General features: G+C 73.5%; 18 protein-coding genes and 2 pseudogenes. 17 read left to right on the forward strand and 3 right to left on the reverse strand.

The window, feature by feature from the left end; all coding sequences use genetic code 11:
* Positions 1-67 precede the first annotated feature (67 nt).
* From WA788_RS19555 to WA788_RS19565, 3 genes are all read left to right on the forward strand, one after another.
* On the forward strand, positions 68-1,417 hold the full coding sequence (locus WA788_RS19555; protein ID WP_335979027.1) for a class I SAM-dependent RNA methyltransferase: 1,350 nt from the start codon (positions 68-70) through the stop codon (positions 1,415-1,417).
* 1 nt (position 1,418) lies between these two features.
* Positions 1,419-1,772 carry a type II toxin-antitoxin system death-on-curing family toxin gene (locus WA788_RS19560; protein WP_335979029.1) on the forward strand — a complete coding sequence of 118 codons (354 nt, stop codon included), beginning with the start codon at positions 1,419-1,421 and terminating at the stop codon, positions 1,770-1,772.
* Between the two features lie 237 nt (positions 1,773-2,009).
* Positions 2,010-3,857, forward strand: coding sequence for a sialidase family protein (locus WA788_RS19565; RefSeq protein WP_335979030.1), 1,848 nt, complete (start codon positions 2,010-2,012; stop codon positions 3,855-3,857).
* Here the strand turns inward: WA788_RS19565 and WA788_RS19570 are convergent.
* Together WA788_RS19570 and WA788_RS19575 are read right to left on the reverse strand one after the other, a co-directional pair.
* Positions 3,826-4,851 (reverse strand): acetylxylan esterase, encoded by a 1,026-nt coding sequence (locus WA788_RS19570; protein ID WP_335979032.1) that lies wholly within the window; start codon positions 4,849-4,851, stop codon positions 3,826-3,828. The genes WA788_RS19565 and WA788_RS19570 overlap by 32 nt on opposite strands.
* 240 nt (positions 4,852-5,091) lie before the next feature.
* Positions 5,092-5,778, reverse strand: a pseudogene (locus tag WA788_RS19575) (FadR/GntR family transcriptional regulator); the annotation flags it as partial.
* Between the two features lie 267 nt (positions 5,779-6,045).
* Between WA788_RS19575 and WA788_RS19580 the strand changes: the two are divergent.
* From WA788_RS19580 to WA788_RS19610, 7 genes are all read left to right on the forward strand, one after another.
* The gene (locus tag WA788_RS19580) at positions 6,046-7,650 is read left to right on the forward strand and encodes an ABC transporter substrate-binding protein (protein WP_335979034.1); all 1,605 of its coding nucleotides are present in this window, start codon (positions 6,046-6,048) and stop codon (positions 7,648-7,650) included.
* A 79-nt stretch (positions 7,651-7,729) separates the two neighbouring features.
* Positions 7,730-8,680 (forward strand): ABC transporter permease, encoded by a 951-nt coding sequence (locus tag WA788_RS19585; RefSeq protein ID WP_335979036.1) that lies wholly within the window; start codon positions 7,730-7,732, stop codon positions 8,678-8,680.
* 1 nt (position 8,681) lies between these two features.
* A complete protein-coding gene (locus WA788_RS19590) occupies positions 8,682-10,736 on the forward strand; it encodes a dipeptide/oligopeptide/nickel ABC transporter permease/ATP-binding protein (protein ID WP_335979038.1) in 2,055 nt (684 codons plus the stop codon).
* Positions 10,733-11,845 carry an ABC transporter ATP-binding protein gene (locus WA788_RS19595; protein WP_335979040.1) on the forward strand — a complete coding sequence of 371 codons (1,113 nt, stop codon included), beginning with the start codon at positions 10,733-10,735 and terminating at the stop codon, positions 11,843-11,845. Before WA788_RS19590 ends, WA788_RS19595 begins: the two co-directional genes overlap by 4 nt.
* Complete coding sequence (locus WA788_RS19600; RefSeq protein WP_335979042.1) at positions 11,842-12,771, forward strand: dihydrodipicolinate synthase family protein; 930 nt, start codon at positions 11,842-11,844, stop codon at positions 12,769-12,771. Before WA788_RS19595 ends, WA788_RS19600 begins: the two co-directional genes overlap by 4 nt.
* Complete coding sequence (locus WA788_RS19605) at positions 12,768-13,670, forward strand: ROK family protein (RefSeq protein ID WP_335979043.1); 903 nt, start codon at positions 12,768-12,770, stop codon at positions 13,668-13,670. Before WA788_RS19600 ends, WA788_RS19605 begins: the two co-directional genes overlap by 4 nt.
* Entirely contained in the window at positions 13,667-14,407 is a 741-nt protein-coding gene (locus WA788_RS19610) for an N-acetylmannosamine-6-phosphate 2-epimerase (protein ID WP_443034067.1), read from the forward strand. Before WA788_RS19605 ends, WA788_RS19610 begins: the two co-directional genes overlap by 4 nt.
* Before the next feature lie 33 nt (positions 14,408-14,440).
* Here the strand turns inward: WA788_RS19610 and WA788_RS19615 are convergent, their stop codons facing one another.
* Positions 14,441-15,076: a DUF1697 domain-containing protein gene (locus tag WA788_RS19615; RefSeq protein WP_335979045.1), complete on the reverse strand. Its 636-nt coding sequence runs from the start codon at positions 15,074-15,076 to the stop codon at positions 14,441-14,443.
* 317 nt (positions 15,077-15,393) lie between these two features.
* On the opposite strand from WA788_RS19615, the pseudogene WA788_RS36085 reads away from it, so the two are divergent.
* The 7 genes and pseudogenes from WA788_RS36085 to WA788_RS19650 form a co-directional block, all read left to right on the forward strand.
* Positions 15,394-16,593 (forward strand): annotated as a pseudogene (locus WA788_RS36085) (AAA family ATPase); the annotation flags it as partial.
* Positions 16,594-17,333: 740 nt separating this feature from the next.
* Positions 17,334-17,771 carry a nucleotide pyrophosphohydrolase gene (locus WA788_RS19625; protein ID WP_335979049.1) on the forward strand — a complete coding sequence of 146 codons (438 nt, stop codon included), beginning with the start codon at positions 17,334-17,336 and terminating at the stop codon, positions 17,769-17,771.
* A 135-nt stretch (positions 17,772-17,906) separates the two neighbouring features.
* On the forward strand, positions 17,907-18,377 hold the full coding sequence (locus tag WA788_RS19630) for a DUF6099 family protein (protein WP_335979050.1): 471 nt from the start codon (positions 17,907-17,909) through the stop codon (positions 18,375-18,377).
* A gap of 35 nt (positions 18,378-18,412) precedes the next feature.
* Complete coding sequence (locus WA788_RS19635; protein WP_335979052.1) at positions 18,413-19,333, forward strand: LLM class F420-dependent oxidoreductase; 921 nt, start codon at positions 18,413-18,415, stop codon at positions 19,331-19,333.
* A gap of 94 nt (positions 19,334-19,427) precedes the next feature.
* Positions 19,428-20,444, forward strand: coding sequence for a homocysteine S-methyltransferase (gene mmuM, locus WA788_RS19640; protein ID WP_335979054.1), 1,017 nt, complete (start codon positions 19,428-19,430; stop codon positions 20,442-20,444).
* A gap of 209 nt (positions 20,445-20,653) precedes the next feature.
* On the forward strand, positions 20,654-22,201 hold the full coding sequence (locus WA788_RS19645) for a 3' terminal RNA ribose 2'-O-methyltransferase Hen1 (RefSeq protein WP_335979057.1): 1,548 nt from the start codon (positions 20,654-20,656) through the stop codon (positions 22,199-22,201).
* A gap of 17 nt (positions 22,202-22,218) precedes the next feature.
* On the forward strand, positions 22,219-24,831 hold the full coding sequence (locus tag WA788_RS19650) for a polynucleotide kinase-phosphatase (protein ID WP_443034068.1): 2,613 nt from the start codon (positions 22,219-22,221) through the stop codon (positions 24,829-24,831).
* Positions 24,832-24,967 lie beyond the last annotated feature (136 nt).

A 24,967-nucleotide genomic window follows, 5' to 3' on the forward strand; every position in this document is an offset into this window, starting at 1 on the left:
CGTAGACTGGGCGGTCGCCGTCCGGCCCGTGATCCGCCCCGCCGTCCACCCCAGGAGCAGCGCCGCCATGCAGACCGATTCCGTCCCCTCGCTGGTCGGCCACGAGTTCGAGGTCGAGGTCGGGCCGGTCGCGCACGGCGGCCACTGCGTGGCCCGTACCGAGGCCGGGCAGGTGCTCTTCGTCCGGCACACGCTGCCCGGCGAGCGGGTCGTCGCCCGCGTCACCGAGGGCGACCGCGACGCCCGCTTCCTGCGCGCCGACGCCGTGGCCGTGCTCCAGCCGGCCAAGGACCGGGTCGAGCCGCCCTGCCCCTTCTCCGGGCCGGGCCGCTGCGGCGGCTGCGACTGGCAGCACGCCACGCCAGGCGCCCAGCGCCGGCTGAAGGCCGCGGTGCTCACCGAGCAGCTCGCCCGGCTGGCCGGGCTGACCCCCCAGGAGGCGGGCTGGGACGGCACTGTGGCGCCCGCGCCCGGGGACAAGGTGAGCCAGGCCGAGCTGGACGCCGGCGCGTCCCCGGTGCCCGCCTGGCGCACCCGCGTGCAGTACGCGATCGACCCCGAGGGCCGGGCCGGACTGCGCCGCCACCGCTCGCACGACGTCGAGGTGATCGACCACTGCCTGATCGCGGCGCCCGGCGTCAGCGAACTCGGCATCGAGGCCCGCACCTGGCCGCAGATCGCCTCCGTGGAGGCGATCGCCGCCACCGGCTCGAACGACCGGCAGGTGGTGCTCACGCCGCGGCCCGGCGGCCGACTGCCGATCGTCGAACTCGACCGGCCGGTGTCGGTGCAGCGGATCGGCGAGCGCGACCACGCCGTGCACCGGGTGCACGGCCGCCCCTTCGTCCGCGAGCGGGCCGCCGGCCGCACCTGGCGGGTCGGCGACGGCGGCTTCTGGCAGGTGCACCCGAAGGCCGCCGACGTGCTGGTGGAAGCGGTGATGCAGGGGCTGATGCCGCGCAAGGGCGACATGGCGCTCGACCTGTACTGCGGGGTCGGGCTCTTCGCCGGTGCGCTGGCCGAACGCGTCGGCGAGCGCGGCGCGGTGCTCGGCGTGGAGTCCGCCAAGCGCGCGGTCGAGGACGCCCGGCACAACCTCCAGGACCTGGAGCGGGTCAGGATCGAGCAGGGCAAGGTCGAGCAGGTGCTGCCCCGTACCGGCATCACCGAGGCCGACCTGGTCGTCCTCGACCCCCCGCGGGCCGGGGCCGGCCACGACACCGTGCGGCAGATCGCGGCGCTCGGCGCCCGCCGCGTCGCCTACGTCGCCTGCGACCCGGCCGCCCTGGCGCGGGACCTCGCCTGGTTCGCCGAGGAGGGCTACCGCCCACTCCGCCTGCTCGCCTTCGACCTCTTCCCCTTCACCCACCACATGGAGTGCGTGGCCATCCTCGAACCGGCCCCGCGCAGCGCGTGACGTGATCGCCCGCGCGGTCAACGGCACCGACCGCAGCGTGCGCGACATGGGGCTGCTGGTGTCGGCGGTCGAGCGGCCCCGGACCAGCGTGTTCGGCGTCGAGCCGTATCCCACGCCCCACGAGAAGACGGCGGTGCTGATGCATTCCGTCGCGCGCAACCACGCGCTGATCGACGGCAACAAGCGGACCGCGTGGCTCGCGATGCGCGTCTTCCTGCGCTTCAACGGGGCCGCCGCCCGTACCGCCCCGCCGCCCGTCTCGGTCGCCGGCCCGTTCGTCGAGGACGTCGCGCAGGACACCGTCGACGTACCGCTCATCGCCAAGCGCCTGTCGGGCTGGTTCCCCCTGTCCTGACGTCCGGCCCGGAGGCGCGCCCTGCTGCGCCGCCCCGCTGGTCGGCATGCCCCCAAGGGATCGCCGGGCGGGGCGGCGGGGCTCTTGACGGGGGTGCGGGGCGCTCATAGGGTCCCTGGACGACAGACATCAGATGTCTTTCGTCAGTCGTCATATGTCTGGCGGGAGTTGGTGCCCGCGCAGCGCCCCCCCGCCTCCCGTTCGCCGATCCGGCACCCCCATCCCGAGGAGCACCCTGTGACCGGAAGACCCCCGAACGCTCCGCACCCCTCCCGCGTCCACCTCCCGCGCCGGAGGACCTCGCCGCCGCGGCTGGTGCTGCTGCTGGTCGCCGTACTGGCCGTGCTCGTCGCGCCGCTGGCCACCGCGGCGCCCGGCAGCGCCGCCACCGGCACGCAGGCGGCGGTCGCCAGTCAGGACTGCAACAGCAGCCGGATCAGGCTGGAACTGCTCAACCCGACCGCGGCGGCGACCACGTTCACCGTGGCCTACGGCGGCAGCACCTGGACGCCCTCGGTCGCGGCCGGCGACCGCACCGACCTGTACTTCACCCGGACCAGCGGCACCGCCTACTCCTTCCACGTCACCACCCCGCAGGGCCTGGACACCACCGCGGCCGGCACCCTCGACTGCAGCGCGGCGCTGGGTGCGCAGGTGAGCCTGGACTGCCCGGGCAACGTCCTGCGGATGACGCTGGTCAACCACTCGTCCGCCGCCCAGGACTTCACCGTCGCCTGGCCCGGCCGCAGCGGCAGCGCCTGGACCCGTACGGTCGCGGCAGGCGCCTCGGACGACTCGCTGCTGTGGACGGTCGCGAGCGGCACCGCTTACTCCTTCACCACCACCACGGCGAGCGGCTTCAGCCGCACCGAGTCCGGCACCGCCACCTGCGGACTGGCCAGCGGCACCCCGGGGATGAACGCGCAGACGCTCTTCAGCACCTCGACCGCGATCCAGGGCCTCAACCGGCTGTCGTCCGACGGCTCGACGTACGAGACGTACACCGGCACGGCGACCTCGGTCCGCATCCCCGCGATGGCCGTGACCAACACCGGCACGATCCTGGCGGTGGCCGATGCGCGGGTGGACAGCTCCGCCGACCTCGGCGGCGGTGACAACAACATCCAGACGGTGATGCGGCGCAGCACCGACGGCGGCGCGACCTGGTCCGCGGCGAAGGTGGTGCTGCACGCCCCGACCACCAGCGAGGGGTACGGCGACCCGAGCCTGGTGGTGGACCGCACGGCGGGCGGCCAGGGCACGATCTACCTGTTCGACAACTACTCGCCGGCCCCCGGCGTCGGCTACTACGGCTCCGCCGCGGGCTCCGACTCCGCCACCGACACCACCGCCATGCACATCCGCTACATCACCTCGACCGACGGCGGCGCGACCTGGAGTGCCCCGGTCGACCTCAACCCGCAGGTGAAGGACGTGGCCTGGGCGGGGATGTTCGCCTCCTCCGGGCACGGCATCCAGTTGGCGAGCGGCCGCCTGGTGCAGCCGATCGTCTACCGGCAGGACGGCGTCGACCACGCGGCCGACATCTACTCCGACGACCACGGCGCCACCTGGCACGCCGGCCCCGCGGCCGCCACCGGCGTCAACGAGAGCAAGGTGCTCCAGCGCGGCGACGGCAAGGTGGTGCAGAACCTCCGCTCCAACAGCGGCGGCAACCGCTGGTACGCCACCGCAGGCGACGCCTCGCCCTCCGGCGCGACCGACGTGGCCGGCGCCTTCGGTCCGGCCTGGAACTCCGGGCTGGTCGACCCGGGCTGCAACGCGGACGAGATCGCGTACCTGGCACCCACCCAGGTGGGTGCGGGCGGCGCGCCGCAGACGACCTCGGTCGCGGTGATGAGCAACAACGCCTCCGCCTCCAGTCGTTCGGAGCTCACCGTGCGGGTCAGCTCCGACGACGGGGCGAGCTGGCCCCGCCAGGCACTCGTCAAGTCCGGTGCCGCGGGCTACTCGACGCTCGCCGTACTCGGCGGCGGGGCGGTCGCCGACCTGTACGAGATCGGCGACACAGGCGGCATCGTCTTCGCCGACTTCACCCTCGACTGGGCGCAGCAGGACCGCTGAGCACCGGTGTGGGAGCGGCCGGGCCCGTGCCCAGCCGCTCCCGCACCCACGCCAGCTGCCGGGCCCGGTGGAACTCGCCGCCGCCCTCGTGGCCGTTGTAGTGGTAGACCGCCACCTCCTTGGGGCCGGCGTACTCGTGGTAGGCCGCGAAACAGGTGGAGGGCGGGCAGATCTGGTCCATCATCGCCACCGAGAAGAGCGCCGGGGCGGTGGCGCGCGGCGCGAAGTGCAGGCCGTCGAAGTGGTCCAGCTCGGCGAACAGGGCTTCGGCGCGCTCCCGGTGCAGTGCGAGGTAGGCGGCGATCTCGGTGTACGGCGGCAGCGCGGCGCGCTCGGCGCCGCGCCGTATGTGGCACAGGAACGGGACGTCCGGCATGGCGCCGGCGAGCCCCGGCACCAGGCCCGCCACCGCCAGCGCGATGCCGCCGCCCTGGCTGAAGCCGGTGACCACGACGCGGTCGGGGTCGACCTCGGGATGGCTGCGGGCGGCGGCCACGCAGCGCACCGCGTCGGTGAGCAGCCGCCGGTAGTAGTGGTCGTCGAGGCGGCCGGTGCCGCGGGTGAGGAAGCCCGGCACCGGGCCGTCGCCGCTGCCGCCGCTGTCGGGGGTCGCGCCCGGCGCCGCGGACCAGCCCTGGCCGCGGGTGTCCATGACCAGGTGGGCGTAGCCGGCCGCGGCCCAGGTGAGGTTCTCGTGCGGCAGGCCGCGGCCGCGGCCGTAGCCGAGGTACTCCACCACGCAGCCGAGCGCCCCGGCCGGGGCGGCGGGCAGCCGCAGCCAGCCGCGGACCGGCTCGCCGCCGTGCCCGGAGAAGGTGACGTCCAGGACGCGCACGGCGGCGAGCCCGGCGTCCACCGGGTCGAAGCGCGGTGGCCGGGCGGCCTGTTCGGCCGCCTGGAGGGTCCGGGCCCAGAACGCGTCGAATCCGGCGGGCGCGGGTTGCCGGGCGCGGTAGTCCAGGCACTCCGCCAGGGTGAGGTCGGTCAGGGGCATGCCGGCTCCTCGCGAGGAAGATGGCGGGACATCTGATGTCTGATGTCCCTGTCCGGCGGGAATCTAGGCGGAGCCTTCGGCGGCGTCAAGCCGGTGCTTGGTGCGCCGGGGCGCGACGAGCGGGGTCTCGCGGGAGGCGGGGGCCTTCCGGCGTGGGGTTCCCTCCTGCGGTGCGGCCTGTTCGGCCCCGGCCTCCCGGGTTGCGCCGTCCTGCGTTCCGCCCCGCATTCCGCCGTCCTGCGCACCGGCCGTCCGCGCGTCCGCGATCCGGCGGCGGACCGGCGTGTAGTGGTCGGAGACGGCCGTGGCGAAGGCCGCCGCGTCCCGGGCGCGGGCGGCCTCGACGATGCGGCGGTGGTGGTGCACGGTCTCGACCTCGTCGGCCCGGCTGATCCCGTTCAGGTGCGGGGCGACGATGATGTACACGTCCCAGAACGCGGCCGAGAGCTGGCCGATCAGTTCGTTGCCGAGCGGGGCGACCAGGAGCGCGTGGAAGGTGCGGTCGGCCTCCACGAAACCGGTCCCGTCGCCGCTGCCGGATGCCTCCATGTCGCTGACCAGGCCGTCGAGGGTGTCCAGGTCCGCGGTGTCGAGCGCGGCGACGATCCGGTCGGCCATGCCGCGCTCGAACAGCTCCCGCATGTCCGCCAGGTCCAGCATCAGCTGCATGTCGTCGTCGCGGTCCAGCAGGCCGCGGAAGGTCAGGTTCTCCACCAGCGCCGACAGCCCGAGCCGCCCCACGTAGGTGCCGTGGCCGCGGCGCACCTCGACGATGTCGAGGACATCCAGGGTCTTGACGGCCTCGCGAATGCTGGAGCGGCTCGCGTCCAGTGCCTCGCACAGCTCGTTCTCGGTCGGCAGAGGGTCGCCGGGACGGAGCCCGTTGTCCAAGATGTAACGTTTGATGCCTTCGCTGACCTCGTGCATCAGCAGACGGCGCCCCCGCCCGCTGCCGGAGTTGCGACTTGCGTCCACCCCTTGACCCCTCTCGTCCTGACGACTACGGTCCACCCTACCAGGCATCAGACATCTGATGTCCTATGTTGCGCAGGGTGTTCTCGATGTTCGGCTCACCCGCGCCGGAAAGCCACCCGGCGGCCGTCCAGCGGCCGTGCGGCGGCTCCGCCCGGCCGCCCGGCCACCGCCCGTCCCTGCTGCTTCGCCTTGCCGTCCCTTCCTGTTCCGGAGGTTCCTGTGTCTTCTCGACGGACGCCCGCCAGAGTCGATCGCCGCGCATTCCTGCGGTATTCCGGGGCGGTCGGTGCGGCCGCCGCCTTCACGGGCACCCTCGCCGCCTGCGGCGGCCCCGCCTCGACCACGCGAAGCGGCGCCGCCACCGACGGCGGCGCGGGCGGCGACACGATCACCGCGGGCATCTCGTACGCGCTCTCCACCGGCTTCGACCCGATGACCTCCTCCGGCGCCACCCCGGTCGCGGCCAACTGGCACATCTTCGAGGGACTGGTGGACCTCAACCCGGTCGACCTGTCGGCGCGCCCGGCGCTGGCCACCGCGATGCCGGCCAAGGTGAACGCGACGACGTACCGCGCCACGCTGCGCGAGGGCGCGACCTTCCACGACGGCTCCGCGGTCACCGCCGACGACGTCGTCTTCAGCGTCGAGCGCATCCTCGACCCGAAGAACGCCTCGCTGATGGCGCAGTTCCTGCCCTTCCTCGACGCCGCCCGCGCGGTCGACACGCACACCGTCGAGTTCACGCTGAAGTACCCCTTCGCGCTGTTCCCGTCGCGGATATCGGTGGTCAAGGTCGTCCCGAAGAAGATCGTGCAGGCCGACGAGAAGGCGTTCGACGCCGAACCGGTCGGCTCGGGTCCGTACGCGCTGGTGTCGGCGACCCGTGAGGACAAGATTGTCTTCAGGAAGTACGCCAAGTACAACGGACGTTACCCGGCCAAGGCCGCCTCGATGACCTGGAACCTGCTCTCCGACGCCTCCGCCCGGGTCAGCGCGATGGAGTCCGGCCGCGTCGAGGCCATCGAGGACGTGCCGTACATCGACATGGCCGGCCTGAAGCGCACCTCCACGGTCGAGTCGGCCGCCTCCTTCGGCAACCTCTTCCTGATGTTCAACTGCGCCAAGAAGCCGTTCGACGACCCCCGGGTGCGCCAGGCCCTGCACTACGCGCTGGACACCGAGAAGATCATCGCCACCGCGATGTCCGGGCAGGCCACCGCGGCCAGCGGCTACCTCCAGCCCAGCCACCCCGACTACGCCAAGGCGAGCACGGTCTACGGCCACGACCCCGCCAGGGCCAGGGAACTGCTGAAGGCCGCCGGCGTCAGCGCCCTGAAGGTGACCGCGCTGACCACCGACACCTCCTGGGTGCAGGACATCGCGCCGCTGGTGAAGGAGAGCTGGGACGCGGCCGGCGTCAGGACCACGCTCGACATCGGCCAGTCCTCGGCCCAGTACGCGAAGGTCGACACCGGCGACTACGACCTGCTGGTCGCACCCGGCGACCCTTCGGTGTTCGGCAACGACGTGGACCTGCTGATGCGCTGGTTCTACGTCGGTACCTGGCCGCAGACCCGCTACCACTGGTCGGGCACCGCCAAGGGCAAGCAGGTCGTCTCGCTGCTCGACCAGGCCGCGCGCAGCGCCGACACCGCCGCGCGCACCGCCCTGTGGGCCCAGGTCAACGACATCGTCGCCGACCAGGTGCCGCTCTACCCGATCCTGCACCGCAAGCTGCCCACCGCCTGGAACAAGTCCGCGCTGGCCGGGTTCAGCCCGGTGCCGACGACCGGGCTGTCGTTCCTCGGTGTGTCCCCGTCCTGACCCGCGGGGCCGGCTCCTGCCGCACCAGCCGCCGGCCCGGCACCGTTCGTCGTCCAGGACCTACCGCTAGGAACACCCGATGTTCGCATTCCTCCGGCTCGCGCTGCGCCGCGTGGCGATCATGCCGGCGATGATCCTCGGCATCACCCTGCTCGTCTTCGTCGTGCTCCAGTTCTCTCCCGCGGACCCCGCCTACAACGCGTTGGGGGAGAACTCGACCGCCGCCGCCCGCGCCGCGTTCGCCCGGGCGAACGGGCTCGACGACCCGCTGCCCGTCCGCTACTACCACTTCATCGTCCAACTGCTGCACGGCAACCTCGGTGTGACGGTGCCGCCCAGCCAGCCGGTCGCCCACCGCATCGCCGTCGCCTTCCCGCTCACCTTGCAACTGACGCTGCTGGGGCTGGCGCTGGCGATCGTGCTGGCCGTCGTGCTCGGCGTCGTCGGCGCGGTGTACCGGGACCGCTGGCCCGACCACGTTATCCGGGTGCTGTCGATGGCCGGAGTCGCGGTGCCGTCGTTCTGGCTGGGCGTGCTGCTGATCCAGCGGTTCGCGCTGGACAGCCCGCTCTTCCCGACCGGGGGATACGTCAACCCCGGCGACTCCTTCACCGGCTGGCTGAAGTGCATGACACTGCCGTCGATCTCGCTCGCGGTACCGGTCGCGGCCTCGCTGGCCCGGCTGATCCGCACCTCGATGGTCACCGAACTCGACCGCGACTACGTCCGCACCGCCACCGGCAACGGCCTGCCGCCGCTGCTGGTCGTGCGCTCCGTGCTGCGCAACGCGCTCGTCACGCCGCTGACCGTGCTGGGAGTCAAGGTCGGCTACCTGCTCAGCGGCGCGGTCGTCATCGAGACGATCTTCGACCTGCCGGGCATGGGCAAGCTCATCCTGGAGGGCGTCACCGGCGGCGATGTCGCCCTGGTGCAGGGCACCGTCCTGACGATCGCGCTCGCCTTCCTGGTCGTCAACGTCGTCGTCGACCTGCTCTACCTGCTGGTCAACCCGCGCATCAGGACGGTGTGAGATGTTCCTGTTCACTGGCCCGCGACGCATCGTGGCCACACTCTCGCGCCCGGGCATCCGCCTGCGCGCCCTGCCCACGGCCTCGCGGATCGCGCTCGCCGTGCTGGTGGTCGTGGCGCTCGCCGCGATCTGCGCACCCCTGATCGCGGACAACCCGCTGACCACCGGTGTGCCGGTCGACGCGCCGAGCGTCCACCACCTGTTCGGCACCGACCGGCTCGGCCGCGACATCTTCGCCCGGGTCGTCTACGGCGCGCGCTACTCCCTGGTGATCGGCCTGGGTTCGACGGCCGTGGCCGTCCTGGCGGGCGCGCTCCTCGGGTCGCTCGCCGCGACCTCGCCCAAGTGGGGCGACGAGACGGTCATGCGGGTGCTGGACGTGGTGATGTCCTTCCCGCCGATCGCGCTGGCAGCCGTCCTGGTCACCGTCTTCGGCTCCAGCGTGCCCGTCCTCATCCTCACCATCGCCTTCGTGTACGTGCCCTCGCTCGCCCGGGTGGTGCGCGCCAACGTGCTCGCGCAGTACGGCGAGGACTACGTGGCCGCGGAGAAGGTCATCGGCGCGCGGCGCGGGTACATCGTGGTGCGGCACGTGGCGGTCAACTGCGCCGCGCCCGTCATGGTGTTCGCGACGGTGCTGGTCGCCGAGGCGATCATCTTCGAGGCGAGCCTGTCGTTCATCGGCGCCGGGGTGCAGGACCCCGAGCCGAGCTGGGGCAACGTCCTGTCGTACGGCCGGCAGATCCTGCTGTCGGGCGGCTGGTGGGCGACCTTCTTCCCCGGGCTGGTGCTGCTGGTCACGGTGCTGGCGCTGAACGTGCTGTCGGAAGGGCTGACGGACGCGTCGGCGTCGCCGGGGGCCGGGGCCGAGGCGGGCGCCGCTGCGGGGGGCGGCAGCGTGCAGGCCGCCTCCGGGGGCGGTTCCGCGAAGGGCGGCGCTGCCGAGGCCACCGCGGTGGAAGGCGGCGACGCCCGCGCGGCCGTCGAGCGCAGTCTCGTCCTGCTCGCCGAGCGGATGACCGAGCGCCCGCCGGCGATCCGCCCGGTCGCGGCCGACGCGCCGGACCTGCTGGCCATCCGCGACCTGGCGATCCGCTTCCCCGACCGGTACGGCGACGTGCCGGTGGTCGACGGCATCTCGCTGACCGTCCGCGAGGGCGAGACGCTCGGTCTGGTGGGGGAGTCCGGCTGCGGCAAGAGCATCACCAGCCTCGCCGTGATGGGCCTGCTGGCCCGCAACGCCGAGGCGAGCGGCTCCATCGCGTACCGCGGCCGGGAACTGCTCGGCATGGCTCCCCGGCAGCGCCGCGCTCTGGCCGGCAGCGAGATCGCGATGGTCTACCAGGACGCGATGTCCTCGCTCAACCCGTCCGTGCTGGTCGGGCGCCAACTGCGCCAGCTCACCGCACGCGGCGGCACGCGCACCCCGGCCGAACTCCTCGAACTGGTCGGCCTGTCGCCGGACCGCACCCTGCGCAGCTACCCGCACGAGCTGTCCGGCGGCCAGCGCCAGCGGGTGCTGATCGCGATGGCGCTGTCCCGCAGCCCGCGGCTGCTCATCGCCGACGAACCGACCACCGCGCTCGACGTCACCGTGCAGGCCCAGATCGTCGAACTGCTGGTCCGGCTGCGGGACGAGCTGGGCTTCGCGATGATCCTGGTCTCCCACGACCTCGCGCTGGTCAGCGGGCTCGCCCACCGGGTCGCGGTGATGTACGCCGGGCAGGTCGCCGAGACCGGCGACACCCGCGCGCTGCTCACCGACCCCGCCCACCACTACACGCGCGGGCTGCTCGGCTCCGTCACCTCGCTGGAGTCGGGGGCGGCCCGGCTGCACCAGGTGCGCGGTGTGGTGCCGGCGCCCCAGCACTTCGGCGCCGGCTGCCGGTTCGCGTCCAGGTGTGACGCGGCGACGGAGCTGTGCCGCACGGCGGCGCCGGTGCTGGGCGGCCGCGCGGCCGGTGAACCGGCGTCGGCACCGGCCCCGGCGGGCCCGCACGGCTTCGCCTGCCACCACCCGGCCGAACCCGTACTGCTGCAAAGGAGCGGACGATGATCCGGCTCGAAAACGTCCATGTCCAGCACCGGGCCCGGGGCGGCGGCCTGTTCGGGCACGACCACGTCCACGCCCTGACCGGGGCCGAACTGACCGTGGACCGCGGTGAGATCGTCGGACTGGTCGGGGAGTCCGGGTGCGGCAAGTCCACGCTGGCCCGGGTCCTGACGGGCTTGCAGCGGCCCACGGAGGGCAGGGTGCTCTTCCGCGGTGAGGACCTGTGGAGTCTGCCCGCCGCCCGGCGCCGTACCGAGTTCGGCGCGTCGGTCGGGGTGGTCTTCCAGGACGCCTCGACCGCGCTGAACCCGCGCATGCCGGTGGGCCGTATCCTGCGCGACCCGCTGGACGTGCACCGGCGCGGCACGGTCCGCGACCGGGAGCGCCGGGTCGTCGAACTCCTCGACCTGGTCGGGCTGCCCGCCCACACGGTGCAGGCGCTGCCCGGCCGGCTCTCGGGCGGGCAGCGCCAGCGGGTCGCCATCGCCCGGGCACTGGCGCTGGAGCCGGAGCTGATCGTCGCCGACGAGCCCACCAGCGCGCTGGACGTGTCGGTCCGCGCCCAGGTGCTCAACCTGCTGATGGACCTGCGCGCCGAACTGGGCCTGGGCATGGTCTTCATCTCGCACGACATCCAGACCGTCCGGCACCTCTCCGACCGGCTCGCGGTGCTCTACCTCGGCCGGATCGTGGAGGAGGGCCCGGCGGCGGAGGTCTCCAGGACACCCGCCCACCCCTACACCGAGTCGCTCTTCTCCGCGACGCCCAGCCTGCTGGAGACCGTCGACCGGATCGTGCTCAACGGGCCGGTCCCGTCCGCCATCCGCCCGCCGAGCGGCTGCCCGTTCCGTACCCGCTGCTGGAAGGCGGACGACGCGTGCGCCGACGTCTTCCCGGCGCCGACCGAGGACGGCGCGCACCGCTGGCACTGCGTCCACCCGCAGAACTCCGCGCCGGCCGCCGCATCGGCCGCCGCGCCGGTCGGCGCACCTGATGCCGCGCCGAGTCCCTCCGCTCGTCCCGTATCCCACCCCGCATCCCACCCCGCATCCCGTCCCGCGTCGGCGGACACCGACCCCGCCACGCGGCCCGCCACAAGGAGCAGTTCGTGAAGCCCCGCACCGCCCCCTTCTCGGGAGTCATCCCGCCCGTCGTCACACCGCTCACCGCCGACGGCACCGTCGACACCGTGTCGTTGGAGCGGGTGGTCCGGCACCTCGTCGACGGCGGTGTCGACGCCCTCTTCGCGCTGGGCAGCTCCGGCGAGGTCGCCTACCTGACCGACGACCAGCAGGACACGGTCCTCGACGTGGTGGTCAAGACCGCGGCGGGCCAGGTGCCGGTGCTGGCGGGCGCCATCGAGACCACCACCAACAAGGTGATCGAGCGCGCCCGGTCGGCGGCCGCGAAGGGCGTCGAGGCGATCGTGGCGACGGCCCCCTTCTACACCCGCACCCACCCCACGGAGATCGACCGGCACTTCCGGCAGATCGCCGCGGCCTGCGAACTGCCGCTGCTCGCCTACGACATACCGGTGTGCGTGCACAGCAAGCTCTCGCGCGAGCTGGTGCTGGCGCTGGCCGCCGACGGCGTCCTGGCGGGCGTGAAGGACTCCAGCGGCGACGACGTGTCCTTCCGCCAACTCGCCCTCGACCTGCGCGGGCAGTCCGGGTTCGCGCTGCTGACCGGGCACGAGGTCGTCGTCGACGCGATGCTGCTGGGCGGCGCCGACGGCTCGGTGCCGGGCCTGGGCAACGTCGACCCGCGCGGGTACCGGCGGCTGCACGACGCGGCCGCGCGCGGCGACTGGGACGCCGCCCGCGCCGAACAGGACCGGCTGGCCCGGCTCTTCCGCATCGTCGAGGCGGCCGACCCGGCGGACGCCTCCGGGACCGCTGCCGGACTGGGCGCCTTCAAGACCGCACTCGCCCTCCTCGGGGTGATCGCCGCCAACACCGTCAGCCCGCCGATGCGCCCGCTGACCGCGGAGGAGACCGGCCGCATCGCCGCCATCCTCGAAGAGACGGGGCTGCAGTGACCCTGCTCGCCGGTGTCGACATCGGCGGCACTAAGACGGCCGCCGCCCTGATCACGCCCGACGGCACGCTGCTCGACCGCACCTCGCTCGCCACCCCCGCCGCCCAGGGGCCTGCCGCCGTCCTCGACGCGGCGGCCCGGGCGGTGGCCCGGCTCGGCCGACCGGTGGCCGCCGTCGGCGTCGGCAGCGCGGGCGTCATCGACCCGCACACCGGCCGCGTCCGCTCGGCCACCTCCGCGCTGCCCGGATGGGGCGGCACCGACCTGCGCGGGCAGCTCGCCGCCCGGCTCCAGGTCCCGGTCGCCGTGGACAACGACGTCAACGCCCACGCGCTCGGCGAACACTGGCTCGGCCGCGCCGCCGGCCACACCTGCGTCCTGCTCCTCACCGTCGGCACCGGGGTGGGCGGGTGCGTCCTGATCGGCGGCCGCGTCCACCACGGGACCGGCGGCGCGGCCGGCGAGGCGGGCCACCTGCCGGTGCCGGCCGCGGCCGGACTGCCCTGCCCCTGCGGCGGCCGCGGCCACGCGGAGGCCGCAGCCTCCGGACCGGCGATGACCGCCGCCTACCGGGAACTCGCCGGCGCCTCGGACGCGACCCTTCCGGACATCAACTCCCTTGCCGAGGAGGGCGATCCGGTCGCCCGCACCGTCCTGCGCACCGGTGCCACCGCGCTCGGCGAGGCCATCGGCGGCCTGGTCAACCTCCTCGCCCCCGACCTCGTCATCCTCGGCGGCGGCGTCAGCCGCTCCGGCCCCTTCTGGTGGGACCCGCTGCGGACGACCGTGGCTGCCCACCTCCTCCCCGCGGTGGCCGCCACCCCGGTGCTCGCCGGCGCCCTCGGCGACGACGCGGCGCTCTACGGTGCCGCTTTCCTCGGACGGGAGGTGCTGGTGTGAGCGGCACCGACGGCCTCCTGCCGGGCCCCGGAAGCACGGGTGGAGGGCACCGGTCACGTGACGGCGTCCTGGAACGCCTGCGCGGTCAGCTGATCGTCTCCTGCCAGGCGTACCCGGGGGAGCCGCTGCGCGATCCGCTCATCATGCGTCAGATGTCGCTCGCCGTACTGGCCGGCGGCGCGGCCGGCCTGCGCGCTCAGGGCCTGGACGACCTGCGCGCCATCCGCGCGGTGACCGATGTCCCGCTCATCGGCCTCTGGAAGGACGGCACTTCGGGCGTCTACATCACCCCGACCGTGCGGCACGCCCGCGAGGTCGCGGCGACCGGTGCGGACATCGTGGCCGCCGACGCGACCTTCCGCCCGCGGCCCGGTGGCGAGAGGCTGGAGCAGACCGTCGCCGCCGTCCACCAGGACGACCGCCTGTTCATGGCGGACGTCTCCAGCTACGAGGAGGGCGTGCGGGCTGCTGAACTCGGGGCCGACCTGGTCGGCACCACTCTTTCCGGGCACGTCGGTGACGCGCCCCACCCGGAGGGGCCCGACCTCGAACTCGTCGCCCGGTTGGCGGCGGTGCTGTCCGTCCCGGTCGTGGCCGAGGGCCGCATCCACACTCCCGCGCAGGCCCGCGCCGCCCTTGACGCGGGTGCCTTCGCGGTGGTCGTGGGCACGGCCATCACCCACCCGACCAGCCTCACCCGCTGGTTCGCCGAGGGGATGGGGCAGCCCGCCGGATAGGCGAAGTGTGCGGGTGGGGACGGGGACGCCTGCCTACTCGCCGCTCAACTCGACGAGTTTGAGCACCGTGTTCCAGTTGCGCGCGGTCGCGGCCAGGCCGAGCCAGCGGTCCGAGAAGCGGGCGGCCAGCTTGGAGTTGCGGATCGAGTCCGGGAAGTGGGCGTAGATCTCGCGCTCACCGGCCCGGAACTCGTCGGGGGCGTAGACGGCCGGGTCCAGGGAGGCCAGCTTGTCCTGGGGCGGCGGCCCGGACAGGAAGATCACCAGGAACCGCGAACCGTTCACACCCTCCATCGGGAACGGGTTGGCGTCCACCACGCGGCGCAGGTCCGTCGCCGCCCGGACCATGCACGTGATGGTGAGCCCCAGCTCGTTCGCGATGCGCTGCTCCAACTCCGCTGCCAGACGCCGCGGTTCCTCCTCCTTTCCGTGGGTGAAGACGGCATTGCCGCTTTGCAGGTAAGTGCGCACCGCGGTGCCGCCCATGTCGGTGAGCAGGCCGCGCAGTGTCTCCATGGGGACGCGTCCGTGGCCCCCGACGTTGATGCCGCGCAGCAGCGCGACGTAGCGCGTGGCGGACGGGTCCGCGGTGCCCGCGAGGTCTGCGGTGCTCGCGGGGTCCGCGGGGTCCGCGGTCTTCGGTGAGTGCGGCGTCCTGGGTTTCGTCACCTCCGTAAAGGTAGTCGCGAGGGTGCGTGGCGGTGGTGTTCCGCGCTGCGCAAGGGCGTTGCGGGTGCGCGGAGGGGAGCGCGGGCCGGTGCGCGGATGCGGGTGCGCCCGGGCGCGCGGGTGCGCGTACAAGAGGAGTGCTGCGCGTGTGGGGGTGCGGCCCGGGGGCGGGGGTGATTCGGGCACCATCGCGATCCGATCCGCTGTAGGTCTGTTTTTCCTGAATCCATGCGGACTATGCCGGATGTCCCTCTTTCGAGGTAGGGCACGTACGCCGGAACGGTTCGGCGCGGCCGGCGGTCGTTAGCTTCGCGGCCATGAGCAGCAGCCCCCAGCGCCCGATGATCACCGAACTCCGGCTGTCGGCCTTCAAATCGCACCGCGGTGCCACTTTCCCGCTCGACCCGGTCACGCTTTTTTCCGGGCCGAGCGGCACGGGCAAGTCGAGCGTCCTCGAAGGCCTGGCCGTACTCGGCCGCCTCGCCTCGGGGGCCGATCTGCAAGGGGTGTTCGAGGTGTCGCGCACCGGCAGGTCGTTCATCCGCGGGGGAGCGGCGGCCTGTGTGCCGCAGGACGCGAGTCCCGACGCGCAGGGGCGGCGCGGCTTCCGTATCGGCTGCACCGCCGACGGTGTGCTCGGACCGGTCCGGCTCGACCTGGCCGTGCAGGTCGAGCCGACCTTGCGGATCGTCGGCGAACGGCTGAGCGGCCTCGGCGAGACCCTTCTGACCACGGCGCTGCGCAACCCCGCCCGCCCCACTGTCCAGGCGGCCTGGCACACCGGCGACACCGTAGCGGTCATCCGCGCGCCTCTCCCCGACGACCGGCTCGCCACGCCGATGCTGCCGCTGCGCGTGTCCGGCAGCACCGAGGGGCAGCAGAAGGTGCTGGCGGCGGCCGAGCAGATGGTCGTCGCGCTGCGCGGCGTCTTCCCGGTCGTGCCGCGTCCGGAGGTGATGCGCGGTCCGGTGCGGGTGGGTGACGGGCGGCTGCGCGGTTCGTGCGACAACCTGTCCGCGGTGCTGGCCAGGACCGAGCACGAGTGCAGCATCCGGCACGGGCTGCTGGTGGGTGCGGTGCGCGAGGTGTGCAGCGGGCCGGTGCACGGCCTGACCGCGCTGCCCGCGCTGATGACCGGGGGCGCCCGTGAACCGCTGGTCGAGGCGGTGATCGCCGCGGTGGACCGCGGCGGGCTCGGCATGGTTCCGGTCGACCGGCTCGGTGACGGCGAACTGCGTTTCCTGGCGCTGGCGCTGGTGCTGCTGACCGGGCCCGGCGTGCTCGACGTGGACACCAGCACCGAGCATCTGCCGGCCGGTCAGGTGCTGACGGTGGTGGCCGACGGGCTGGACGTCGGCGTCGACCGGCGACAGGCCCGGGAACTGCTCCGGCTGGCCGGGCTCGCCTCCGCCCGCGGTCACATCCGGCTGCTGGGCACCGTGCAGGACCCCTCTCACCTGGAGGACGCCGAAACCATCGACGGGGCCCTGCTCGTGGAGCTGGGGGCAGGGTCGGAGGTGGCGCGGATGACGCGGAAGAGGAAGAGGGCGGTGGAGGAGGAAGCAGCGTGCGGGGAGGAGGGCGCTGACACGGCCGTGGACGGTGCGGGGGAGGCGGGAGCGGCCGGGCCGACGGATGCCGAGGATGCCGGGAACGTAGGGGCGGTCGGGGAGGCCGGGGAGGCGGTTGCGGGGCCCACCGGTTCCGCGGGCGGCGCTGATCGGAAGGGGCCCGCGCCCGCGGGAACCGTCAGGGAGGAGCGGGTGCCCGCGCAAGCCGGTCCGGACCGGCGGACGTCGTCGGCGGGCGCGCCCACCATGAGGCCGCCGACGGAGCCCTCTCCTTCTCCTTACGGCGGGCCGCCGTTCGACCGGGCCGGGCACGACGACTTCGGGTACTCCGGTTTCGGGAGCGACGAGTCCTGCGGCTACGGCGATGCCGGCTACGACGACTCCGGGTACGGCGACGCCGGGTACGAAGGGCCCGACGACCGCGGCTTCGAACCCGGCGACTACGTCCACACCGAAACCGTCGACGACGTGCCCGGCCACGCGGAGCCGGGATGGCTCGACTCGGCGTTCGTCCCCGCCCCCGCTGGACAACTCCCCGCTGGACAACTCCCCGTTGAGCAACTTCCGGTTGGGCAACTTCCCGCGGCGATCGGCGCCGGACGGGAGAACGGCGCGGACAGCGGATCGGCGGCGCGGTACGAGGGGGAAGGCGACGGACGCGGTGACGATGAGGTAGACCGGTCCGTGTGACCGACCGACACGATCTCACCGAACTCCAGCAGCGCCTGGTGGACTTCGCGGCCAGGCGCCGCTGGGAGCCCTTCCACACGCCGAAGAACCTCGCCGCCGCGCTGAGCGTCGAAGCCGCCGAACTGCTGGAGATCTTCCAGTGGCTGACCCCCGAGCAGTCGGCGGCGGTGATGTCCGGGGAGGGGGACGGAGGCGGCGGTGGAGCGTCGGCGGCCCGCGTACTGGACGAGGTCGCGGATGTCCTGGCGTATCTGCTGCAGTTCTGCGCGGTGCTCGACATCGACGTGCTGGCCGCGCTCTCCGCGAAGATCGACCGCAACGAGCTGCGCTTTCCGGTGCCGGAGCAGGTACCGGAGCTGGCGCCGGAGCAGGTACCGGAACCGGCGCCGGCCGAGAGCGGTGGACAGAAGCCCGCTGATCCCTCGGACGAGTGACCGAGTTATCCACAAGCCAGAAGCTTTCCACAGTTCCGAATTTTCCTCTTTCCAGGCACTTGCGCCGTGTCACTCTGAGTGACATGAGACGGCGGCGCGGAGTCGTCGTGCGAGTGCGCGAGAAGGGAAGAGGACATGGACGCTGCACGGCTCGTGGCGGAGGCGGAGCGGGCGATGAGCCGCGATCCGCAGCCTGAGGACGTCATCGCCGAGGCATGGCAGGCGTACGAGTTGACCGAGGCGATCGGACGGCTGCTCGCGGAGATGTGGGGACGCGCGGCCGAGGGCGCGACCGGGCCCATGCGGCCCGGGGAGCGCGCGGCGACGCGCGACCCAGGGCGTACGGTCTCGCGGGCCGGGCCCGTGCCGGTCGTCTCGGCCACGCGGGTCGGCCCGCCCAGAGCCGCGCGGTTGAGCACGATCCGCGAACCGGCCGACACCCTGCGGGCGCTGCGCACCCTCCTCGGCGAGATCGGGCTCGCTTTGGTCGCGCTGATCTCCTCGGCGTGCGACGAGGAGACCTACTGGGAGTGCGTCGAAGCGCTGGACGCGGTCGACGAGGCGAAGGACCGGGTCCATGTGCTCGCGCGTGCCGACTCGGGGTGACGTGCACGGCCGCGGACCTGATGCAGGATGGGGGAATGGATCTACGCATCTTCACTGAGCCCCAGCAGGGGGCGAGCTACGACACGCTGCTGTCGGTCGCCAAGGCAACCGAGGAACTCGGCTTCGACGCCTTTTTCCGCTCGGACCACTACCTGACCATGGGTGGGGACGGGCTGCCGGGACCGACGGACGCCTGGATCACGCTGGCCGGTCTCGCGCGGGAGACCAGCCGGATCAAGCTCGGCACGCTGATGACCGCGGGCACCTTCCGGCTGCCCGGCGTCCTGGCCATCCAGGTGGCCCAGGTCGACCAGATGTCGGGCGGCCGCGTCGAGTTCGGGCTCGGCGCGGGCTGGTACGAGGCGGAGCACACCGCGTACGGCATCCCCTTCCCGAAGGAGAAGTTCGGCCGGCTGGAGGAGCAGCTGGCCGTCATCACCGGACTGTGGGGGACGCCGGTCGGCCAGACCTTCGACTACGACGGCACGTTCTACCAGGTCAAGGACTCGCCGGCGCTGGCGAAGCCCGCGCAGTCGTCGCTTCCGGTGATCATCGGCGGCATGGGCGCCAAGCGGACCCCTGAGCTGGCGGCGCGCTACGCGGCGGAGTTCAACATCCCCTTCGCCTCGGTCGAGGACAGCGGGCGGCAGTTCGAGCGGGTTCGGGAGGCGCTGCGGTCGGCCGGCCGGGCGGCGGACGACATCGTCCTGTCCAACGCGCTGGTCGTCGCGGTCGGCAAGGACGACGCCGAGGTCCGTCGGCGCGCGGCGGCGATCGGCCGGGAGGTCGACGAGCTGAAGGCCAACGGGCTCGCCGGGTCGCCCGCGGAGGTCGTCGACAAGATCGGGCGGTACGCGGAGCTGGGCGCCACCCGGTTCTACCTCCAGGTCCTGGACCTGAAGGATCTGGACCACCTGGAGCTGATCTCCGCGCAGGTCCAGTCGCAGCTCGGATGAGGGCGCGGTGACCCCGCCCGTGCCCGCGGCGGAGCCCGGCCCCGCCCGCGGGCCGGGCGGACCGCCCGCCGCGGAAGAGCCCGCAGGACCGGCCATGCGCGAGACGCACAAGTCCCGCGAGACGCACGAGAAGACGCGAGAGGAAGAGAAAGGAGGTGAGGCGATCGGAACGAAGCCGGTCAGGCGGGCCGCGCCCGGTACGCCCGGCACACCGGCCGGGCGGGTGCTGCCGGACGAAGGGGCGCTGGTGCTCGACGGCGGGCTGTCCAACCAACTCGTCGACCAGGGCTGCGACTTGACGGACCCGCTGTGGACGGCGCGGTTGCTGGCGGAGGAGCCCGAGCAGGTCTTCGCGGCGCACACCGCGTACCTGGAGGCGGGTGCGCAGGTGGTCACCACGGCCAGTTATCAGGCGACGTTCGAGGGGTTCGCACGGCGCGGGGTCGGCCGTGCGGAGGCTGCGCGGCTGCTGGAGCGCAGCGTCGAGTTGGCCCGGCGGGCGGCGGGCCGGACCGGGGTGCGGGTGGCGGCGTCGGTCGGGCCGTACGGGGCGATGCTGGCGGACGGCAGCGAGTACCGGGGACGGTACGGGCTGAGCGTGCGGGAGTTGGCCAAGTTCCACCGACCGCGGATCGAGGTACTGGCAGCGGCGGGGCCGGATGTCCTCGCGTTGGAGACGGTGCCGGATGTGGACGAAGCGGAGGCGATGCTGAAGGCGGTTGAGGGTACCGGGGTGCCGGTGTGGCTGTCGTACACGGTCGAGGGCGGCCGGACGCGGGCCGGGCAGCGGCTGGCGGAGGCGTTCTCGCTGGTGGCGGGCCGGGACGAGGTGGTCGCGGTGGGCGTGAACTGCTGCGCTCCGGGCGAGGTGGCCGACGCGGTGCGGCTGGCCGCGGAGGTCTCGGGGAAGCCGGTGGTGGCCTATCCCAACAGCGGTGAGCACTGGGACGCCGAGGGGCGGCGCTGGGCGGGCGAGACGGAGTTCGACCCGGCGCTGGTCACCGGGTGGTGCCAGGCGGGCGCGCGGCTGGTGGGTGGTTGCTGCCGGGTGGGGCCGCCGGGGATCGCCGGGATCGCGGCGGCGCTCCGGGGCGGCGGTCGGGCGGCTTGAGCGGCTGAGTGGCTGAGTGGCTTGTGCGGCTGAGTGGCTCGGGTGGTCGGCTGGTGGGTTGCGGGGCTGAGTTCCGGGTTCGGGTTCGGGTCGGGCTCCGGATTCGGTCCCGGGTCCGGCTCCGGGCTCGGCTCCGGCTCCGGGGCGGGGGCGGAGGCGGGGCTTAAATCCGGTGTCGGCCGGGGCTCCGTTGCCGAATACTCGCGTACGTGTTCATGACGATCACTGCCACCGGCAGCACCGAAGTTCCGGCTACCGACCTGGGGTTCCTGCTCCACAAGCATCCGGATCGGGCGCAGGCGTTCTCGACCGCCTACGGCCAGGCGCATGTGTTCTACCCCGAGGCGACCGCCGAGTCGACCACGGCCGCGCTGCTGCTGGAGGTGGATGCGCCCGCGCTGGTGCGACGCGGGAAGGGTCGGGGTCGCGGGGGCGCGCCCGATGCCGCGCTGGCGCAGTACGTGAACGACCGGCCGTACGCCGCGTCGTCGCTGCTGGCGGTGGCGCTGCGGACGGTGTTCGCCACCGCGCTGCGCGGGGAGTGCCGGACGCTTCCGGAGCGGGCGGCGGCGCCGATGCCGTTGCGGGTGGAGGTGCCGGTGCTGCCCGCGCGGGGCGGCCCGGAGCTGGTGGCGAAGCTGTTCGAGCCGCTGGGGTGGCGGGTGGCGGCGGAGCCGATCGCGTTGGACCCGCGGTTCCCGGAGTGGGGCGAGTCGCGGTATGTGGCACTGACGTTGGAAGGGGAGATGCGACTGGCGGAGGCGTTGCGGCACCTGTACGTGCTGTTGCCGGTGCTGGACGACGCCAAGCACTACTGGGTGTCGGCCGACGAGGTGGACAAGCTGCTCAGGTTCGGCGAGGGGTGGCTGCCGCGGCACCCGGAGCAGAAGCTGATCACCAGCCGCTACCTGTCCCGGCGCTGGTCGCTGACACGGCAGGCGCTGGAGCGGATGGAGCTGGTCCGGCTGGCCGACGCGGACGACATCGAGGTCGAGGCGATCGACAACGCGGTGGAGCCGGAGGTGCCCGAGGAGGTGGCGGAGCGGCCGGCGCCGCTGGCGGTGCAGCGCAGGGAGTCGATCCTCGGCGAGTTGCGCGCGGCGGGTGCGGCGCGGGTGCTGGACCTGGGCTGCGGCCAGGGCCAGTTGGTGGCGGCGATGCTGAAGGAGGCCCGGTTCACCGAGGTCGTCGGCGTCGACGTGTCGGCGCGGGCCCTGGACATCGCCGCGCGGCGGCTGCGGCTGGACCGGATGGGGGAGCGGCAGGCGGGACGGGTCGCGCTGCTCCAGGGTTCGCTGGCGTACACCGACAAGCGGCTGGCGGGGTACGACGCTGCGGTGCTCAGCGAGGTGGTCGAGCACCTGGACCTGCCCCGGCTCCCGGCGCTGGAGTACGCCGTGTTCGGGGCCGCCCGCCCGCGGACGGTGGTCGTGACGACGCCGAACGCCGAGTACAACGTGCGGTGGGAGTCGCTGCCCGCCGGGCATGTGCGGCACGCGGACCACCGGTTCGAGTGGAGCCGGGCGGAGTTCGGCCGGTGGGCGGCCGGGGTGGCCGAGCAGTACGGCTACCGGGTGCGGTTCGCCGGCGTGGGGCCGGACGACCCCGAGGTGGGCCCGCCCACGCAGATGGCCGTCTTCGGCCACGCAGCGGACGAGCAGGACCAGCAGGCCGAGCAGGACCAGCAGGACGGGAAGAGCGAGCAGGGCGAGATGGACGAGAGCGGCGAGAAGAGCGCGAAGGAGGCAGTCGCATGACCGAGCACCGCAGCAGCATGGACGCGGGCACCCCGAAGGCCCCGGAAGTCCAGGAGCACCCCGAGGCGGCGGCCCCCGAGACCGCGCCCGGCCCGGGCGCGCTGGCCGTCACCGACCTGTCGCTGGTCGTGCTGATCGGGGCGACCGGCGCGGGCAAGTCCACCTTCGCCGCACGCCACTTCAAGCCGACCGAGGTGATCTCCTCGGACTTCTGCCGCGGTCTGGTCGGCGACGACGAGAACGACCAGAGCGTGACGCGCGACGCGTTCGACGTCCTGCACTACATCGCCGGCAAGCGGCTCGCCGCCGGGCGCCGCACCGTCATCGACGCCACGAACGTGCAGCGCGAGGCACGCCAGCCGCTGATCCGGCTCGCCCGCGAGCACGACGTCCTGCCGATCGCGATCGTGCTGGACGTGCCGGAGCGGGTGTGCGCCGACCGCAACGCCGCCCGCCCCGACCGGGCCGGCATGCCCCGCCACGTCATCCAGCGCCACCAGCGCGAACTGCGCCGCTCGCTGCGCGGCCTGGAGCGCGAGGGCTTCCGCAAGGTGCACGTGCTGCGCGGGACCGAGGAGGTGGAGGGCGCGCGGGTCGTCACCGAGCGCCGGTACAACGACCTGACCCACCTCACCGGCCCGTTCGACATCATCGGCGACGTGCACGGATGCAGCTCGGAGCTGGAGACGCTGCTGGCCCGGCTCGGCTACCGGGACGGCGCCCACCCCGAGGGCCGCACCGCCGTGTTCGTCGGCGACCTGGTCGACCGCGGCCCCGACAGCCCGGGCGTACTGCGCCGTGTGATGGGCATGGTCGAGGCGGGCACCGCCCTGTGCGTGCCGGGCAACCACGAGAACAAGCTCGGCCGCTACCTCAAGGGCCGCAAGGTCCAGCACACCCATGGCCTCGCCGAGACCATCGAGCAGTTCGAGCGGGAGGACGCCCGCGACCCGGACTTCCGCGCCCGGGTCCGGACCTTCGTCGAGGGCCTGGTCAGCCACTACGTCCTGGACGGCGGCAAGCTCGTGGTCTGCCACGCCGGGCTGCCCGAGAAGTACCACGGCCGCACCTCCGGCCGGGTCCGCTCGCACGCCCTGTACGGCGACACCACCGGCGAGACCGACGAGTTCGGCCTGCCCGTGCGCTACCCGTGGGCCGAGGACTACCGCGGCCGCGCCGCCGTGGTCTACGGCCACACCCCCGTGCCGACCACGTCCTGGGTCAACAACACGCTCTGCCTCGACACCGGCGCCGTCTTCGGCGGCCGGATGACCGCGCTGCGCTGGCCGGAACGGGAGATCGTCGACGTGCCGGCCGAGCGGGTCTGGTACGAGCCGGCCAAGCCGCTCGCCGCGCCCGCGCCCGGCGCGAAGGACGGCCGGCCGCTCGACCTCGCCGACGTCGTGGGCCGTCGCACCGTGGAGACCTCCCGGATGGGCTGGCTCGCCGTGCGCGAGGAGAACGCGGCCGCCGCCCTGGAGGTGATGAGCCGCTTCGCGGTCGACCCGCGCCTGCTCGGCTACCTGCCGCCGACCATGGCGCCGTGCGCCACCTCCACCCAGGACGGCTACCTGGAGCACCCGGCCGAGGCGTTCGACGCCTACCGGCAGGACGGCGTCGCCCGGGTGGTGTGCGAGGAGAAGCACATGGGCTCGCGCGCGGTCGCCCTGGTCTGCCGCGACGAGGCGGTCTCCCGCGAGCGCTTCGGGACGACCGCGCCCGGCGTCACCGGCGCCGTGCACACCCGCACCGGGCGGCCGTTCTTCGACGACCCCGCCGTCACCGAGGAGGTGCTCGCCCGGCTGCGCGCGGCCGTCACCGCCGCCGGACTGTGGGAGGAGCTGGACACCGACTGGCTGCTGCTCGACGCCGAGTTGCTGCCCTGGTCGCTGAAGGCGTCCGGCCTGCTGCGCAAGCAGTACGCGGCGGTGGGCGCCGCGTCCGGTGCCGCGTTCCCCGCCGCCCTGACCGCGCTCGGAGCCGCCGTCGCCCGGGGCACCGACGTCGCCGCATTGCTGGCCCGGCAGGAGGAACGGGCGGCGGACGCGGCCGCGTTCACCGAGGCGTACCGCCGCTACTGCTGGAGCACCGACGGGCTCCAGGGGGTGCGGCTGGCACCGTTCCAGCTGCTGGCCGTGCGGGGCCGCAGCCTCGCCGACCTGCCGCACGACCGGCAGCTCGCCCTCATCGACCGCCTCGTCGAAGCCGACACCGGCGGCCTGCTCCAGGCCACCCGCCGGCTGTACGTCGACACCGGCGACGAGGAGTCGGTGGCCGCCGGGGTGCGCTGGTGGCTGGAGCTGACCGGGGCGGGCGGCGAGGGCATGGTGGTCAAGCCGCTGGCCGCGCTGGTGCGCACCGAATCCGGGCGGCTGGTCCAGCCCGGCGTGAAGTGCCGCGGCCGGGAGTATCTGCGGATCATCTACGGTCCGGAGTACACCCGCCCCGAGCACCTCGCCCGGCTGCGCGGCCGCACCCTCGGCCACAAGCGGTCCCTCGCGCTGCGCGAGTACGCCCTCGGCCTGGAGGCCCTGGACCGGCTCGCCGCCGGTGAGCCGCTGTGGCGGGTGCACGAGGCGGTCTTCGCGGTGCTCGCGCTGGAGTCCGAGCCGGTCGACCCCCGGCTCTGACCCGGCCCCGCACGGCAGGGCCCGCCCGCCGGCCCCGTACGGCTCGGCCCCCCGTACGGCTCGGCCCACCCCCGTACGGCAGGACCAACACGGCACCGCGCCCCACCCACGGGCGCGGTGCCGTGTTGAGCCGTCC

It is taken from the genome of Streptomyces sp. CA2R106 (assembly GCF_037034245.1).
GTDB lineage: Bacteria > Actinomycetota > Actinomycetes > Streptomycetales > Streptomycetaceae > Actinacidiphila.